Origin of the sequence: Accumulibacter sp. (assembly GCF_023806635.1) — a bacterium.
GTDB lineage: Bacteria > Pseudomonadota > Gammaproteobacteria > Burkholderiales > Rhodocyclaceae > Accumulibacter.
In genome coordinates this window covers 33,959-49,772 of the sequence record NZ_JAMTDQ010000112.1, presented here as the reverse complement: position 1 = coordinate 49,772, position 15,814 = coordinate 33,959, and the positions used below count along the sequence as shown (strand labels likewise).

General features: G+C 64.4%; 13 protein-coding genes. 5 read left to right on the top strand and 8 right to left on the bottom strand.

Features of this window, described 5'->3' with window-relative positions; genetic code table 11:
* Nucleotides 1-52: 52 nt before the first annotated feature.
* Complete coding sequence (locus tag NFW30_RS19215) at nucleotides 53-1,333, bottom strand: aspartate kinase (protein ID WP_295349668.1); 1,281 nt, start codon at nucleotides 1,331-1,333, stop codon at nucleotides 53-55.
* 254 nt (nucleotides 1,334-1,587) lie between these two features.
* Here NFW30_RS19215 and NFW30_RS19210 point away from each other — a divergent pair, with 254 nt between their 5' ends.
* Nucleotides 1,588-1,926 (top strand): helix-turn-helix transcriptional regulator, encoded by a 339-nt coding sequence (locus NFW30_RS19210; RefSeq protein WP_295349667.1) that lies wholly within the window; start codon nucleotides 1,588-1,590, stop codon nucleotides 1,924-1,926.
* Nucleotides 1,927-2,119: 193 nt separating this feature from the next.
* On the opposite strand, the gene recN is transcribed toward NFW30_RS19210, so the two are convergent.
* On the bottom strand, nucleotides 2,120-3,787 hold the full coding sequence (gene recN, locus NFW30_RS19205) for a DNA repair protein RecN (protein WP_295349666.1): 1,668 nt from the start codon (nucleotides 3,785-3,787) through the stop codon (nucleotides 2,120-2,122).
* 23 nt (nucleotides 3,788-3,810) lie between these two features.
* Nucleotides 3,811-4,737 carry an NAD kinase gene (locus NFW30_RS19200; protein WP_295349664.1) on the bottom strand — a complete coding sequence of 309 codons (927 nt, stop codon included), beginning with the start codon at nucleotides 4,735-4,737 and terminating at the stop codon, nucleotides 3,811-3,813.
* Between the two features lie 76 nt (nucleotides 4,738-4,813).
* On the opposite strand from NFW30_RS19200, the gene hrcA reads away from it, so the two are divergent.
* Nucleotides 4,814-5,842 carry a heat-inducible transcriptional repressor HrcA gene (gene hrcA / locus NFW30_RS19195; RefSeq protein WP_295349663.1) on the top strand — a complete coding sequence of 343 codons (1,029 nt, stop codon included), beginning with the start codon at nucleotides 4,814-4,816 and terminating at the stop codon, nucleotides 5,840-5,842.
* Nucleotides 5,842-6,945, top strand: a complete 1,104-nt coding sequence (gene hemH, locus NFW30_RS19190) for a ferrochelatase (protein WP_295349662.1) — start codon at nucleotides 5,842-5,844, stop codon at nucleotides 6,943-6,945. The genes hrcA and hemH overlap by 1 nt, the downstream gene beginning before the upstream one ends.
* Before the next feature lie 157 nt (nucleotides 6,946-7,102).
* On the opposite strand, the gene aceB is transcribed toward hemH, so the two are convergent.
* Nucleotides 7,103-8,701 (bottom strand): malate synthase A, encoded by a 1,599-nt coding sequence (gene aceB, locus NFW30_RS19185; RefSeq protein WP_295349661.1) that lies wholly within the window; start codon nucleotides 8,699-8,701, stop codon nucleotides 7,103-7,105.
* A gap of 116 nt (nucleotides 8,702-8,817) precedes the next feature.
* Between aceB and NFW30_RS19180 the strand changes: the two genes are divergently transcribed.
* Nucleotides 8,818-9,717 (top strand): LysR family transcriptional regulator, encoded by a 900-nt coding sequence (locus NFW30_RS19180; RefSeq protein ID WP_295349660.1) that lies wholly within the window; start codon nucleotides 8,818-8,820, stop codon nucleotides 9,715-9,717.
* A gap of 73 nt (nucleotides 9,718-9,790) precedes the next feature.
* Here NFW30_RS19180 and NFW30_RS19175 read toward each other — a convergent pair whose 3' ends face one another.
* Together NFW30_RS19175 and NFW30_RS19170 are read right to left on the bottom strand one after the other, a co-directional pair.
* Nucleotides 9,791-9,946 carry a hypothetical protein gene (locus tag NFW30_RS19175; protein ID WP_295349659.1) on the bottom strand — a complete coding sequence of 52 codons (156 nt, stop codon included), beginning with the start codon at nucleotides 9,944-9,946 and terminating at the stop codon, nucleotides 9,791-9,793.
* Nucleotides 9,947-10,680: 734 nt separating this feature from the next.
* Nucleotides 10,681-13,662, bottom strand: coding sequence for an HD domain-containing phosphohydrolase (locus NFW30_RS19170; RefSeq protein WP_295372487.1), 2,982 nt, complete (start codon nucleotides 13,660-13,662; stop codon nucleotides 10,681-10,683).
* A gap of 119 nt (nucleotides 13,663-13,781) precedes the next feature.
* On the opposite strand from NFW30_RS19170, the gene NFW30_RS19165 reads away from it, so the two are divergent.
* Nucleotides 13,782-14,291 (top strand): adenylyltransferase/cytidyltransferase family protein, encoded by a 510-nt coding sequence (locus NFW30_RS19165; protein WP_295349657.1) that lies wholly within the window; start codon nucleotides 13,782-13,784, stop codon nucleotides 14,289-14,291.
* An 87-nt stretch (nucleotides 14,292-14,378) separates the two neighbouring features.
* Here the strand turns inward: NFW30_RS19165 and NFW30_RS19160 are convergent, their stop codons facing one another.
* A complete protein-coding gene (locus NFW30_RS19160; RefSeq protein ID WP_295349656.1) occupies nucleotides 14,379-15,227 on the bottom strand; it encodes an HDOD domain-containing protein in 849 nt (282 codons plus the stop codon).
* 176 nt (nucleotides 15,228-15,403) lie between these two features.
* The gene (locus NFW30_RS19155; protein WP_295349655.1) at nucleotides 15,404-15,781 is read right to left on the bottom strand and encodes a YajD family HNH nuclease; all 378 of its coding nucleotides are present in this window, start codon (nucleotides 15,779-15,781) and stop codon (nucleotides 15,404-15,406) included.
* Nucleotides 15,782-15,814 lie beyond the last annotated feature (33 nt).

Genomic DNA, 15,814 nt, shown 5'->3' with positions numbered 1-15,814 from the left:
GCCCGCATGCTCCCTTAGCAGGGGAGTGCCTTCGACCTCTCGGCCACGTCTCCTAAGACGGCGAGATGATATCGGTTTCACCTCGGCCGGTCAAACCCAACTTCGACTTCGCGGGCTTCTCGAGACCGAAGGCCTTGTGCAGTACGCGCACGGCAAGTTCCAGATACTTTTCCTCGATCACCACCGAAATCTTGATTTCGGACGTCGAAATCATCTGCAGGTTGATGTTTTCCTTCGCCAGCGCGGCGAACATCCTGCTGGCGACGCCAGGATGCGAGCGCATGCCGACGCCAACCGCTGAAACCTTGCAGGTCGTCGCGTCGCCGCTGACGTCGCGTGCAGCGATTTTCTCCTTGACTGCGTCGAGGATTTTGAGCGACTTGCTGAAGTCGTTGCGATTGACGGTGAACGAGAAATCGGTGGTGCCGTCGCGGCCGATGTTCTGGATGATCATGTCGACATCGATGTTGGCGTCGGCGATCGGCCCGAGGATCTGGTAGGCAATCCCCGGGCGATCCGGGACGCCCAGTACAGTCAGTTTGGCTTCGTCGCGGTTGAAAGCGATGCCGGAGATGATCGGTTGTTCCATTTGGCCTTTTTCCTCAACAGTGATCAGTGTTCCTTCGCCCTCATCCTCGAAGCTCGACAGGACGCGCAATTTGACTTTGTACTTGCCGGCAAACTCCACCGAGCGGATTTGCAGCACCTTCGAGCCGAGGCTGGCCATTTCGAGCATTTCCTCGAAGGTGATCGTGTCCAGCTTCCGGGCTTCCGGGACGACGCGCGGGTCGGTGGTGTAAACGCCGTCCACATCGGTATAAATCTGACACTCGTCGGCCTTCATCGCCGCTGCCAGAGCCACCGCCGAGGTGTCGGATCCGCCCCGACCGAGCGTCGTGATGTTTCCTTCCTCGTCGGCACCCTGAAAACCGGCGACGACCACGACGTTTCCGTCGGCGAGGGCCTTGCGGATCCGGCCCTGATCGATCTTCAGGATGCGCGCCTTGGTAAAGGTGCTGTCGGTCAGGACGCCGACCTGCGGACCGGTAAAACTCTTCGCCTTCACTCCTTCTCCGTGCATCGCCATGGCCAACAGGGCGATCGTCACCTGCTCGCCGGTGGAAGCGATGACGTCGAGTTCGCGTGGATCTGGCGAGGGAGAAATCTCTCTCGCCAGAGCCAGCAGCCGATTGGTCTCTCCGGCCATTGCCGACGGAACCAGAATGATGTCGTGCCCCTGCGCGCGCCAGCGTGCGACACGCCGCGCGACATTCCTGATGCGCTCGGCCGAACCGACCGACGTGCCGCCGAACTTCTGTACGATCAATGCCATGGAAGATCCCGTTGAGCAGTGCCAAAAGGCTGACATTTTAGGATAACGCCGCGGTCGACAGCAAAAAGCTTGGCGCCAAGCCTGGCAAGAGGCAGGTCCCGGACTTGCTGCTTCGATGCGTTCGATCCCGCTTGCAATTGCGGATGAAATCCTTATAGTGTGGCGTGCGTCATTCCATCCATATGGTATGTCGTGACGGCAGGGACGAGGGGAGCCCGCTGCGAGGCGTCAACCAATAGCAAGAAAGGACTGTCATGAGCACCGTCAAGGTCGTTGAACGGGTCGATCCGCGCGAGATTCGTCGCAGGCTGGGTATGAATCAGCAACAGTTCTGGTCGAAGATCGGGGTCACGCAAAGCGGCGGTTCGCGCTACGAGAGCGGTCGCAACATGCCAAAGCCTGTACGCGAGCTTTTGCGCCTGGTCCATGTCGAGCAGATAGACATCCAGCGCATCAAGCGCGAGGACTTCGAGGTCGTGGAGTACCTCAAGGCGGAGGATCCGGACCAGTTCAAGGCGCTCAGGAAGGCAGCGAAGAACAAGCTCAAGAAGGCGGCCGCGAAGTCGTCTGCAGACGGCCAGGCTGCTCCCTAGGCGCGAACGGCGCACGCCTGCGCAGTCCTCCCTGGCGACTGACGAAACCGGTTGCCTGACGCACCCGCAGCACGAAGTCCACGCGGCTGCCGAGTGTCTCGCGTACCGCTGCCCAGGTGGGCCCTGCATTGGCCGGTAGCGAGGGGAGCATCAGCACGCGAAACGCGCCTCGTCTTCGCGGTTGCGATGACGGCTAGCCTTCTGGCGTGCTCATCGCCAGCATCTCGCGTGCATGCTGGCGAGTGACCGCCGTGATGTCGATACCGCCGAGCATGCGGGCGATCTCCTCGACCCTCGCCTCATCGTCGAGGCTGACGACCCGGCTGCGCAGTTGTTCCCGTGCCAGTTCCTTGCTCACCTGCCATTGCCAGTGGGCACGGGCTGCCACCTGTGGCAGATGGGTCACGCACAGAACCTGTCGCTGATTGCCCAGTTCGCGCAGCAGGCGCCCGACCACCTCGGCAACGCTGCCACCGATGCCGACGTCGACCTCGTCGAAGATTAGGGTCGGTACGGCAGCGGCCTGGCTGGTGACGACCTGGATCGCGAGACTGATACGCGAAATCTCGCCGCCGGAAGCGACCCTTGCCAGTGCGCGCGCTTCGCTGCCGGCCAAGCCGGCGATACGAAACTCGACCTGTTCGAAGCCATTTGCATTGCCTCCCTCGACCGCCAGGAGAGCCACCTCGAAGCGTCCGCCACCGAGGGCGAGCTGCTGCATCACCTCGCTGACTTCACTGCCAAGTTGCCTCGCTGCCGCTTGCCGACCGGCTGAAAGGCGACCGGCAAGCTCTTCATAGGTGGCCCTGGTGGCGGCCGTGCGTGCGGCCAGGGCGTCGGTGTCGGCTGCCTGCCCGAGCACTGCCAGCCTGTCCAGCCAGCGTTGCAGCAGATCGGGCAAGTCCTCGGGCGCACAGCGGAACTTCCGCGCGCAAGAGAGAACGGCATCGAGCCGCCGCTCGACCTCGCCCAGGCGCCGTGGGTCCAGATCGATCCGGTCGCCATAGCGACGAAGGGCCGAAACCGCTTCGCCAAGTTCGGCTTGGGCTGACTGCACGAGAGCGGCCACTTCTGCGATCGCCTGGTCATAGTCCGAGAGGTCGCCGAGTCGATGGCTCACGGCCGCCAGGCGCGCGTCGCAGGCGGCGTCGCCCGCAGCCAGCTCCTGCAAGGCAAACTGGACGCCGTCGACGAGGCTGGCCGCATGCGCCAGTCGTCTGTGTTCCTGATTGAGAAGCGCCCATTCGTCGCGGCAGAAGGCGAGTGTCTGCAGCTCACGCACCTGCCACTCGATCTGTTCGCTTTCGCGTGCCAGCGCCTCGGCCCCGTCACTGGCTGCCGCCAGGGCAGCCCGTGCCTTCTGCCAGCTGCGCCAGGCGGCGGACACCTCCACCTGCAGCGATTCGAGCCGCGCATGCCCGTCGAGCAACGCACGTTGCGCGTCGCTGCGCAGGAGCGATTGATGCGCGTGCTGGCCATGGATGTCTACCAGCGACTCAGCCACCTCGCGCAGCTGCTGTACCGTGGCCGGCGAGCCATTCAGGTAGGCGCGCGAACGACCGCTGCGGTCGACCACACGTCGCAGCAGCAGGCCTGCCTGCGTGTCGAGATCATGTGCGAGCAGCCAGGCCGCGGCATCGGGTGCGCCGGCGAGGTCGAACTCGGCGGTGACTTCAGCGCGCTCGCAGCCGCTGCGGATCAGTCCGCTATCGGCGCGCTCGCCGAGGGCAAAGGCGAGCGCGTCGACGAGGATCGACTTGCCGGCACCGGTTTCGCCGGTGAGTGTTCCGAAACCAGCCTGCAAATCGAGTTCCAGGCGGTCTACGAGGACGAAATCGTGGATCGTCAGGCGACAGAGCATGGTATTCCCGTCCGGCGGCCGCGCTAGTGTTCCTTCGGCCGTTCGCTCCAGTGCAGCTTCTGGCGGAGCATCGCGAAATAGCTGTAGGCCGGCGGGTGCAGCAAGGTGATCGAATACTCGGAGCGTCGTATGCGGACGGTGTCAGCGTTCTTGAGGTCGGCTGTCACCTGCCCGTCGAAGTGGGCGCGCGAGTCGGTCGCGTGGACGATGCGGATCTCGATCTCGGCGCGGTCACCGACCAGAATCGGCCTGTTGGTCAGTGCGTGCGGGCAAAGAGGCACCAGTGCGATGGCCGACACCCCAGGGTGGAGTATCGGCCCATTGGCCGACAGGGCATAGGCCGTGGATCCGGTGGAAGTGGCGACGATCAGGCCATCCGAGCGCAGGTGATAGATGAACTCGCCGTCGATGAAGAGCTCGAACTCGATCATTCGACCGATCGCTCCCTTGTCGACGACGACATCGTTCAGTGCCAGGTTGCAGACGATGGTGCGGCCTTCGCGGCTGACCTCGGCATCGAGCAGCATGCGCGTTTCCGGCGTGAAGCTGCCATCGAGCAGGTCGTCCATGCACGCCAGCATCTCGGTGCGGGCAATATCGGTCATGAACCCCAGGCGCCCCTGGTTCACGCCAACCAGTGGCACGCGATAACGCGCGAGTTGTCGTGCCGCATTGAGCATGGTGCCATCGCCGCCAACGACGATCGCCAGGTCGGAGTGGGCGCCGAGCCAGGCAAAGTTGCCGCTCGCCCAGCTCCCGAGCGCCAGGTGCGAGACGACGTTGCCTGCCGTTTCCTCTTCGATCAGGACGGTGATGCCACGCTCGTGCAGGTAGCGCGCCAGCAAGCGGATCGATTCGGCAATCTCCGGACTGTGGTATTTTCCAACCAACGCGATCGTTCGCGGTGGCGGAGCGCAGTCGGCCGAAGCTTGCGGAAAGGCACAGGTCATGGGTTCGAATTAAACCACAATTCGACTCGCAACCGCGGCACAGCGCGGTTGCGGCATTTTTTTGTAGAATCCGGACATGCTCGACGATCGCGCACGAACACTTCTCAAGACCCTGATCGAACGTTACATTGCCGACGGTCAGCCGGTCGGCTCGCGCGCGCTCTCACGCTGTTCCGGACTTGAGCTGTCGGCTGCGACGGTGCGCAACGTGATGGCCGACCTCGAGGACATCGGTCTGATCGCCAGCCCGCATACGTCGGCCGGCCGTGTTCCGACGGCGCGCGGCTATCGCTTCTTCGTCGACAGCCTGCTGACCGTCAGGCCACTGGAACCGGACAAGCTGCAGGCCATCGAGGGCCAGTTGGTGCCGACGCAGCCGCGGCAACTGATCAGCAATGCGTCACACCTGCTCTCCGGATTGACCCGTTTCGCCGGGATTGTCATGGCACCGCGCCGGCCGACGCTCCGGGTTCGTCAGATGGAGTTCGTCAGCCTGTCCGAGCGGCGCGTGTTGCTGATCCTGGTGACGGCCGACGGCGACGTGCAGAATCGCTTGCTGTTTACCAACCGTGGGTACACACCGTCGGAGCTGGTCACCGCCACCAACTACCTGAATCAGCATTTCGTCGGACACGACTTCGAGCACATGCATGCGCGTGTCCGCGACGAACTGAAGGAACTGCGCGGCGACCTGCAGGCGCTGATGGCCGCTGCGCTGACGGCCGGCGACGAGGTGATACGAGGTCCGGGCGAGCGCTATGTGATTTCCGGCGAAAGCAACCTGCTCGGAGTCGAGGAGTTCTCGTCGAACATGCAGCGACTGCGCGAGCTGTTTGACCTCTTCGAACAGAGGACCGCGCTGATGCAACTGCTCGACCTTACGCAGCGAGCCGACGGGGTGCAGATCTTCATCGGCGGCGAGTCCGGTTTGGCCCCGCTCGACGAATGCAGCGTCGTCACGGCACCCTATGAGGTCGATGGCGAGGTGGTCGGCTCGGTGGGCGTCATCGGCCCGACGCGAATGGCCTACGAGCGCGTGATCCCGATCGTGGACATCACCGCCAAGCTGCTCTCGTCGGCGCTCAGCTACAAGGCCACTTCCTGATGTCGCACTACCTCGTTGAACCGGCGTACCGTCATGGCTCGCCGCCGCGGACCGCCATCCTGCTGATCAACCTCGGGACTCCGGAAGCACCGACGAAGGCGGCAGTGCGGCGCTACCTCGGCGAGTTCCTCGCCGACCCGCGGGTCGTCGAGATGCCGCGGCCGTTGTGGTGGCTGATCCTCAACGGCATCGTCCTCAATACCCGCCCGGGACGCTCTGCCAGGAAGTACGCCGCCGTGTGGACGGCGGACGGGTCGCCGCTGCAGGTTCATCTGGCACGCCAGGCGACGCTGCTGCGCGGCTTTCTCGGCCAAGCCGGGCACTGCGTCGCGGTCGAGTACGCCATGCGCTACGGCCAGCCGTCGATTCCGGCGACGCTGTCGCGGCTCAAGGCCGAGGGCTGCACACGCATTCTCGTGCTGCCCCTCTATCCGCAGTACGCTGCCAGCACGACGGCGAGCGCGTTCGACGCCGTGGCTGCGTGGCTGCGTGGCGTACGCAACCAGCCGGAAATGCGCAGCATCCGAAGTTTCGCCGACCATCCGGGCTACATCGCGGCGCTGGCTGCCAGCGTCCGCGAGCACTGGGCAAGCCACGGTCGGCCGGCTGCCTCCTATCGTCTGCTGATGAGCTTTCACGGGCTGCCCCGCTACACCCTCGACCGGGGTGACCCCTACCATTGTGAGTGCCAGAAGACCGCTCGCTTGCTTGCCGAAGCGCTCGGTCTCGGCAAGGACGGATATCTGGCCTGCTTTCAGTCCCGCTTTGGTCGCAGCGAATGGCTGCAGCCCTACACTGTGGCGAGCCTACATGCGCTGGCCAAGGGCGGCGTGCACAGGGTCGATGTGATCTGTCCCGGGTTCACCGCCGATTGCCTCGAGACGCTCGAAGAAATGGCCATCGAAGGCAGGAGCGAGTTCCTGCGTGCCGGTGGCAATGAGTACCACTACATCCCGTGCCTGAACGAGCGGGACGACTGGATCCTTGCACTGGCCCAACTGGCAGCCAGCCATCTCCAGGGCTGGCCGACCCGTGAGGCCCCCGATGCAGCTGCCCTCGAGCTGAGCGCCCTGCGCGCTCGCGCCCTCGGTGCCCGTTCCTGAGTCCAGTCCGCGGCGGTGAAGCAGGCGCCTTGGGGCAGCCGGTCCCGGGGAAGCGAAGGGCGGGTTTGCGATCCGGCCCGTACCTTCCCTGGGGTGCATCGTCGGGCGGGGCGGAGGCGGTGGCCAAGAGCCTCGCCGGTCCTCCTCCGTGCAGGTCTCAGTCCATTGCTTCGTACAGCGGCAGAGTGAGGAACTCCGGGTAATCCGGCGTCAGAGACATCCTGTCGAAAATGACGGCCGCCTGGTCGTAGGTCGCCGTATCCTCTCCCTGGGCGCTGACGGTAGCCTTCACCCTGGCCAGCTCCTCGGCGATCATGCCGCGCACCATGCCGGCGGTCACCTTGCGCCCGTCGTCGAGGACCCCCTTCGGCGAAACAACCCATTGCCACACCTGAGAACGGGAGATCTCGGCGGTGGCCGCGTCTTCCATCAGGTTGTGGATCGGCACGCAGCCGTTGCCCGCCAGCCAGCTGCCCAGATAATGGATGCCGACGTTGATGTTGTTGCGCACGCCAGCCTCGGTGATCGGCTGCGACGGCTGGAAGTTGAGGAAGTCGGCAGCCGTGAAGTTCTCGTCGCGCTGCTTTTCCCACTGGTTCGGGCGGTCACCGAGAACCTTTTGAAACTCCTCGGCGGCGATCGCGACCAGCCCTGGGTGCGCCACCCAGCCACCATCGAAGCCATCGTTGGCGTCGCGCGCCTTGTCGTGCCGGATGCCGGCGAGCGCCTTCTCATTCGCTACCGGATCATTCTTGATAGGAATCAGTGCGCTCATTCCGCCCATCGCCGGCGCTCCACGCTTGTGGCAGATCTTGACCAGTTGCAGGGCATAGCTGCGCATGAAGGGCACTTCCATGGTGATCGCACCGCGGTTGGCAAGACAGAAGTCGGGGTTTTTCTTGAATTTCTTGATGCAGGAAAAAATGTAGTCCCAGCGGCCGGCGTTGAGGCCCGCCGAATGCTCGCGCAGTTCGAAGAGGATTTCCTCCATTTCGAAGGTGGCCAGAACCGTCTCGACAAGGACGGTTGCCTTGATCGTTCCCCTGGGCAGGCCGATGTGCTCCTGGGCCGTGATGAAGATGTCGTTCCACAGGCGGGCCTCGAGGTGTGATTCCATCTTCGGCAGGTAGTAGAACGGGCCGGCGCCTCGCGCGACCTGCTCGCGCGCGTTGTGGAAGAAAACCAGGCCAAAGTCGAAGATGCCGCCGGACACCCGCTGCCCATCGACGGTGACGTGCTTCTCATCGAGATGCCAGCCACGCGGGCGGATCTGCAGGGTGGCGACCTTCTCGTTGAGTGCGTACTCCTTGCCGGCCTCGTTGGTGAATGAGAGTTGCCGACGGATCGCCCGGAACAGGTTGAGTTGGCCCTGTACCTGATTGTCCCAGTTCGGACTGTTGGAATCCTCGAAGTCGGTCATGTACGAATCGGCGCCTGAATTGTAGGCGTTGATGATCATTTTCGCTTCGACCGGACCGGTGATCTCGGTCCGGCGACGCGCGAGTGCCGCCGGCAGTGGCGCGATCTTCCAGTCGCCCTCGCGGATGTGCCGCGTTTCCGGCAAAAAGTCCGGCATCTCGCCCGCGTCGATCCGCGCCTGACGATCCCGTCGCGCCTGCAGCAACTCCTGCCGGCGGCCTTCGAAGGCGCGATGCAGCTTGGCGACCAGCGCCAGCGCATCGCGCGTGAGAATGTTTTCGTATCCGGGTCTGATCGGGGCGTTTACTTGCATTCCGGCGGGCAGATCGAGGCTCATTGGGCGGCTCCTGTCGATGAGTTATGATGCAGTGCAAGAATTCTATTCGACGCGCGGGGCAAAGATAAGATCGAATGGAATCAAAGTATCTTTTACTCTGGGTAATGAATTCATCAATGGACCATCTCAAGCAGATTGAGGCCTTCGTCAATGCGGCGATACGTGGCAGCTTGTCAGCCGCAGCCCAACTCGAAGCGGTCACACCGGCGGTGATCGGGCGGCGCCTCGATGCCCTCGAGGCACGCCTTGGCGTCAAGCTGCTGCTGCGCACGACGCGCAAACTGTCGCTGACCTTCGAAGGGCAGGCCTTTCTCGAGGACTGTCAGCGGATCCTCAACGACTTGGCGAATGCCGAGGCGGCGGTTTCACTCGGAGGCGTTCAGGCCCGTGGCCACTTGCGGGTGTCGGCACCTGCCGGCTTCGGGCGGCGCCACGTGGCTCCGCAGGTGGCGGCGTTCATGCAGTCGAATCCGGAGGTCAGCGTTCGCCTCGATCTCACCGATCGGCTCGTCGACCTCGTGAACGAGGGCGTCGACTGTGCAGTGCGGATTGGGGAGCTGGCCGATTCGCGCCTGGCGGTGAGCAAGCTTGGCGAGATGAGGCGTCTGGTCGTCGGTAGCCCGTCCTACCTGGAAAGCCACGGAATTCCCGCGACTCCCGCCGATCTCGCGCGCCACAACTGCCTTTCTCTGGGGCAGCAGCGGGGCTGGGCACTGCGCGCGACGCCTGCTGGCGAGGCCGTGAACCACAAGGTCTCGGGGAACTTCGAGTGTAACGATGGCGCCGTCCTGCACGAATGGGCACTCGCCGGCAAGGGGCTGGCGTGGCGCTCGTTGTGGGAGGTGGGAGACGACCTGCGGCGGGGAGATCTCGTGTCCGTGCTGGACGACTACGCGGCGCCAGCCGTCGGCATCCATGCCGTCTTTCCGCAGCGGCGACACCTCCCGTTGCGGGTCCGGCTGTTCATCGACCATGCCAAGAGGACTTTCGGCGACCCGCGATACTGGGAACCCTGAAAGAGCGAGAGCGAGACGGCGGCGAGCCGTACGCGTACCGGCGTCGTCGTCCGACCGGCCGTTTCCGCGGCGATCACTGGCTGTTCTCGGCTGCTTTCCTGGCGGCGCGCAGGAGTGCTTTCCTGGCTTTTTCGGCACGAATGTGCGCCAGGGCCTGTGCCTTGTTGCACTCCTTGCAATAGGAATGCAAACCGTCCGAACTGCGCGCATTCTTGTGGAAGTCAAGCACGGGCTTCTCCTGCTTGCACTTGACACAAATCTTGGTGTTTCTTGGACCGGTCGAGGATTCCATCACGAGATCAGAAAGGCATTCCATCATCAATATCACTAATGATTGTCGCGTCGCGTCCAACTTCGGCCCTGCTCTCGCCGAGGGTACTTCAGGCCCTCGGCGGTGACGATGTCGGACAACAGTTGGTGCCGCCAGGAACCTCCATCCGCAGCTGGAAACCGTTCAGCGGCAAATACTTGAACAATGTCGGGCGCAATCCCGGAGGGGTGGTGTCCGGCGATGTCAGACTACGATGCCGTGCGCTCCGTCGCCGACCTTCGTCCACCGCGACGGCGCACAGACAGGCGCACGTTGCAGCGAATTTGAATAAGCAACATCTATGCCAGTAAATCAGTTCTGCTTATTCTTCAGGACGTTGGCGCCAGGGGATCGAGGTGCGCGTCGTTGGCCACTGGGCAGCTGTAAAGAATCCTGACAGTCGTCGGGATGCCGGCCGCAGCACGAGCGCTTGCCCTGCTGTCGATAACCTGCCTGATGGTCGGTAGCGTGCGGGCGACGGGTACCTGCCGGATCACAGCCCGGTGCGTGGTGGCGTCTGGCGGCAAGCACGCCAGAGCGCGGTTGAGCTGCTGCGGCGCGGCCAGGTCTGTCGGCGGCGCCTCATGACCCTGCCTCGCTGCCGACGCGCCCTCGGCGGGTGTCTGCAGGGCAGCATGGCCGACATCCCCCATTCAGACCGTGGCTGGCGGTGGCTCCAGGCGTGCCAGCAGAGCGTCGACGTCGACGCTGTCGATCTGCTCCGGCTGCATGAACCTGCGGGCGTATTCGAGATGGACGCCGGCGCGCAGGAACAGGGCGAACAGTTCGCCGTCGATATGCTGCTCCTGTTGCATGCGAACCATGATGGCGAGCGCCGCCGAGAGTGTCTTGCCCGTCTTGTACGGCCGGTCGATCGCCGTCAAAGCCTCGAAGATGTCGGCGATGGCCATCATCCGTGCCAGTGGGCTCATCTCGTCGCGTCGCAGCTGCCGTGGGTAACCGCTGCCGTCCATCTTCTCGTGATGGCCGCCGGCAATCTCCGGCACCTGACGCAGGTGCTTCGGGAACGGCAGTTGCGAGAGCATCATCAGTGTCTGGACGATGTGCTCATTGATCTTGTAGCGTTCCTCGTCCGTCAGCGTTCCGCGGCCAACGGACAGGTTGTGGATTTCACCACGGTTGTAGAGGAGTTCGGGGACCCTCATCCGGAACCCCCAGCGGTTGTTCTCGGGGAACCGGTCCTGCTCCCGTCGCGGCACGAGGTGCTCCGGCTTGTCAGCCAACAGCGCTTCGGCAACCGGCAGCGCCACGGGCTCGCTCGACTCCTTGCGCAGGCGTTCGTCACGGGCGATCCCGATCCGGTCATCGAGCGTGCGCAGCCAGCTTCTGGCGGCAATCGTCCGCAACCGCTCGACATCGTGCTCTGCCATGGACTCGCTGCCTTCGTTGCAGCGGGCGACGAAGGCGAAATCGTCGTCCAGTTGCCGCCACGCGGCGAGCAGCCGGCTCTCTGCGATCGCCGCATCCTCGCCGCCGGCAATGGCTCGCAGGCAGTCGATCTCCGCGTCGCGCTTGAGGACCTCGAAGCGCATCCGCACTTCATGGATGCGGTCGTGAATGCTCTCCAGTTTGGTTGCCTTGTCGACCACGTACTCCGGAGTGGTCACCTTGCCGCAATCATGCAGCCACGCGGCAACGTGCAATGCCTCCCGGTCATCCTGGCTGAGATCGAAGTCCCGATAGGGTCCGCTGTTCGCAGCACACGCCGCATCGGCGAGCATTTGGGTCAGCTCCGGAACCCGCGCGCAATGCCCCCCCGTGTAGGGACTCTTCGCGTCGATCGCGGCGGCGATGAGTTGGATGAAGGCAGCGAAGAGATCCTTCTGCGCCTTGATCAGCGCCTTGCTCTCGAGCGATACCGCGGCCGATGCCGAAAGGGCCTTGACGAAGCTCAGGCGATCGGCATCCGTTTCGCCGTCACCGAACAGTATCATTGCACCAACCAGTTCGGCGCTTCGGTTGAGCAGCGGTACGGCGATCCCGTATCGGAACTGCCGCCACTCCGTCAGGCCAAGGGCAGCGTGATCCTCTGCCCGCAGCCTGCCGCTGCGCGCCGCCCGGGCGGCCAACGCGTCGCCGAGCAAGGGGCCACTGCAGCCGATGCCGACGGTTGCCAGCCCGGCGGCGCCCACCTGCCCGGCGTGCTGCAGTGCGGCTGCCGGCTGCAACTTGTCATCTTCGGCAAGATAGAGGATGCCGGCACCGGCTCCGGCAGTTTTCATGGTATCCGCCAGGAGGTGCGGCAGGAGTCGATCGAAGTCCTGCTCGGCGGCGACCGCCTGGCTGATGTCGACGAAACGACGGATCGTTCGCTTCATGCCGTCCATCGTCTGTGCCAGCTCGCTCACTTCCTTGATCGAGGAATCCAGGACGATCGGCCGTACGAACTCGAAGTGCCGTATCGCCTCCGCTTCACCCGCCAGGCTACCCAGGGAGCGCGACACCGCCTGCGCCAGAGCCCAGGTCAACGGCACCGTCAGCAGGAGGACGAGCAGCGTCGCCAACGCCGAGTGCCGCACCAGGCGAAGCGCGCCGGCCAGCAGTTCCTCCTCGGGGATGGCGGTCACGATGTACAGTTCCACCGGGCTCTCGAGCAGCAGCCGGTCGACCGACGCTCGCCATTCCTGCCCGGCTGTGCTGACGGCGAGCATGGCCGTCTGCCGGCCCTGCATGTTGCGCACCGTATCGAGCACCGGGACCAGTGCCGGCACCCCGAGCTCGTCGAGCCGCGCCAGGGAAGCGTGCTCACCATCGGCGGCGGGCGTGAGTACCATGCGCCGTGCTTCCTCGTAGGCAAGCACGCGGCCCTCACCATTGACCATCGCGATGGCGGTCGCGGGCGTCACCTTCTGTCGCGCCAGAGCCTCGCCCAGGGTATGCAGCAGGATGTCCGCCGCAACGACGGCACGCCCGCCATCGGCGATGTGCGCCAGAGTGGTGCCGACCCGCTGGCTCGAGAAGAAGAGGTAAGGGGGAGTCTCGACGAGTCTGGCCTCATGCCTTGCCTGCGTGAACCAGGGCCGCTGGCGCGGGTCGTAGGTGGCGGCGTAATCGGGACGGTCGTCCCGTCGCAGCAGTCGCAGCTCGTCGTCGAAGTACATGAACACGCCACGCGCCACCGGCGTCGTCCGCTCGATGCTTTGCACGACATAGCGTGCGGCGCTCGGCGCGCGCGCTCGCTCACCGGCACTGCCGTGGCCGATGCGTCCGAGCAGGAAGAAATCACCATTGTCGTAACCGACGTAGAGCGAGGACAGCGCCGGCGAACTGTCGAGGGCGATGCGCAGGAACTGCAGGCTCTGCAGCCGCTGTGCGAGCGATCCGGCGCTGCTCACGCTCTGCTGGCTCAACAGGCGGGTTGCCACCTGGGCCGGGTCGATGAGCAGCCGCATCTCGAGCAGGGTCTCCTGGCTGATGCGCGATGTCAGGCCAGCCGCCGAGCTTTGCAGGAGCGAACTGCTCAAGCGGTAGCCAATCCCAGCCAGAACGGCGCAGACGCCGACGATCAACGCCAGAAACAAGGTCGAGATATGGATGTGTAGCGGATAAGGGCGGCGCATGTCGATGGGCTGGTAACGATAACGAAGCCGGATCACCGGCAAGACACTGTGCACGACGTCGGGTCTGCCGTGCCCGGACCTCTCCGCGGCTTGCCCGTCCTGTGCACTCCGTTCGGTGAAATTTCGCTGCTTTGTCCAAAGCCTGTACGATACCCGCCTTTCAGGAGCAAAGCATGTCCGAGGCAAGCAGCGCCAGCGCGAGAAGGCGGCCGGATTTCGAGCGCAAGATCGTCACGCCACAACAGCTCGCGGAGGGCGTCGCCAGCCTGCCGCGGCCGCTGGTATTCACCAACGGCTGCTTCGATGTTCTCCACCGGGGCCACGTCACCCTGCTCGCCGAAGCGCGGTCACTGGGCGCGGCGCTGGTCGTCGCGCTCAACGCCGATGCGTCGGTCCGGCGCCTCGGCAAGGGCGAGGGGCGACCGGTGAACAGCCTCGCTGACCGCCTGGCGATCATCGCCGCGCTGCAGGCGGTGAGCCTGGTGACCTGGTTCGACGAGGATACGCCGCTGCAACGGATACTCGATTGTCGGCCGGACATCCTCGTCAAGGGCGGTGACTGGCCGGTCGAGCGGATCGTTGGCAACAGCGAGGTCACCGGCTGGGGTGGCCGCGTCCTTTCCGTGCCCTTCATCCACCAGACGTCGACCAGCGGCCTGCTGGAGAAGATCAGGCGCCTCTGACCCGCTGGCAGAGCACGGCGCAGGAGTGACTTGCCGCGCGCCGCGCCGGCCTGCCGGTCGCGCTTTGCGGCAGCTTTGGCCGCGACGTCACCCGCTCAGGGCAGCCTTGAGCGAAGCGACGTCTTCGGTCGATTCGGAGAGCACGGTCGCCAGTGCTGCACGGTCGAAGAACGCACTAGCGATGCTGGCATCGGGCAGCTCGCAGAAGGCAGCGTCGCGCCAGCCGTGTTCGGCGTTCGCCAGCCGGTTGGCGACGAAAACGACGTCGGCCAGCGTCGAGAGGCTGCTCACCGGCCGCTCCTGTTCGTGCTCCTGGACCACCAGCACCAACTCCTCGGGCATGCCCATTGCCGCGAGCAGGGCATGCCCGATGTGGTCATGCCAGTCCGCCAGCAACTGGTGCAGCTCGCGTGGACTGGCTACCAATTCCGGGAAACTCACGGCTCGCGAAAGCAGATAGAAGACGCCGATGTCGTGCACCAGGCCGGCAAACAACGCTTCGTCGACATTGATGCGGGTGAAGCGGCGGGCCAGCACGCGCGACAGCGCTGCGACGTGCATCGTGTGCTCCCACAGCCGGCCCGACAGGGACTGGAATGCCGCCATCTTCTTGGAATTCAGAAGCTGTTCCATGGCCACGGCAAACGAAACCGTGCGCACGGCTTCCATGCCGACGCGCGCGATGGCGCTCCTGACGTCGACGATCGGACGCCCGCTGCGATTGATCGCCGCCGAGTTGGCGAGGCGGATGACCTTGGTGCTCATCAGCGGTTCCGCAGCGACCAGCCGACCCAGGTCGTCCACTGTCAGCTGGGGGTTCTTCAGGGCTGTGCGAACCTGGAAGGTGATGTCGAGAAAGGTCGGGAAAGAGACGACCTCACCCGAGAGGTCGCGAGCGATGTCTTCCAGAATCCTGAAGCTCAATTGGTTGCTCATCGGTGCATGATCCTTGGCATCGTGCGTGGGTGTCTGGTGCCGTCAGTGCGTCGCGCGACACCGGGGCGGGGGGGCCGGTTTTGCCGGCCAGCTTCGGGATTCTGCCTCAAGACGATCTGCCGCGAAGTGGTTACCGGAGATTGCGAAGTGCGACCCGGGCAAGCCGCCGAGGCCCTTCAGCCCTTCTTCAGCAGTTCCCTCAGGTTGGCGAACGGCTGCCCGGTTGCCGGTGCCTTCGTTCCCCCGGTCGTGGCGCTGACGCCAGCCTGTCGGGCTGCATCTGCGTCGAGCTGCCGCGAGTGCTCGTTGTCGTGACAATAGAGACACAGCAGCTCCCAGTTGCTGCCATCGCTGGGGTTGTCGTCGTGATTGTGGTTGCGATGGTGGACCGTCAGCTCGCGCAGGTTTCGGTGGGTGAACTCGCGACCACAGCGGCCGCAAACCCAGGGATAGATCTTCAGCGCCCGCTCGCGATAGCCAGCCTCACGCGCCACGCGGCTGCGCACGGCATCGGCGATCAGGCGATCGGTCGTTGCCGTCTTGTCGTTGTTCATCGTCGGTCTCCCTTGTCGTTGCCGGGATGGCTG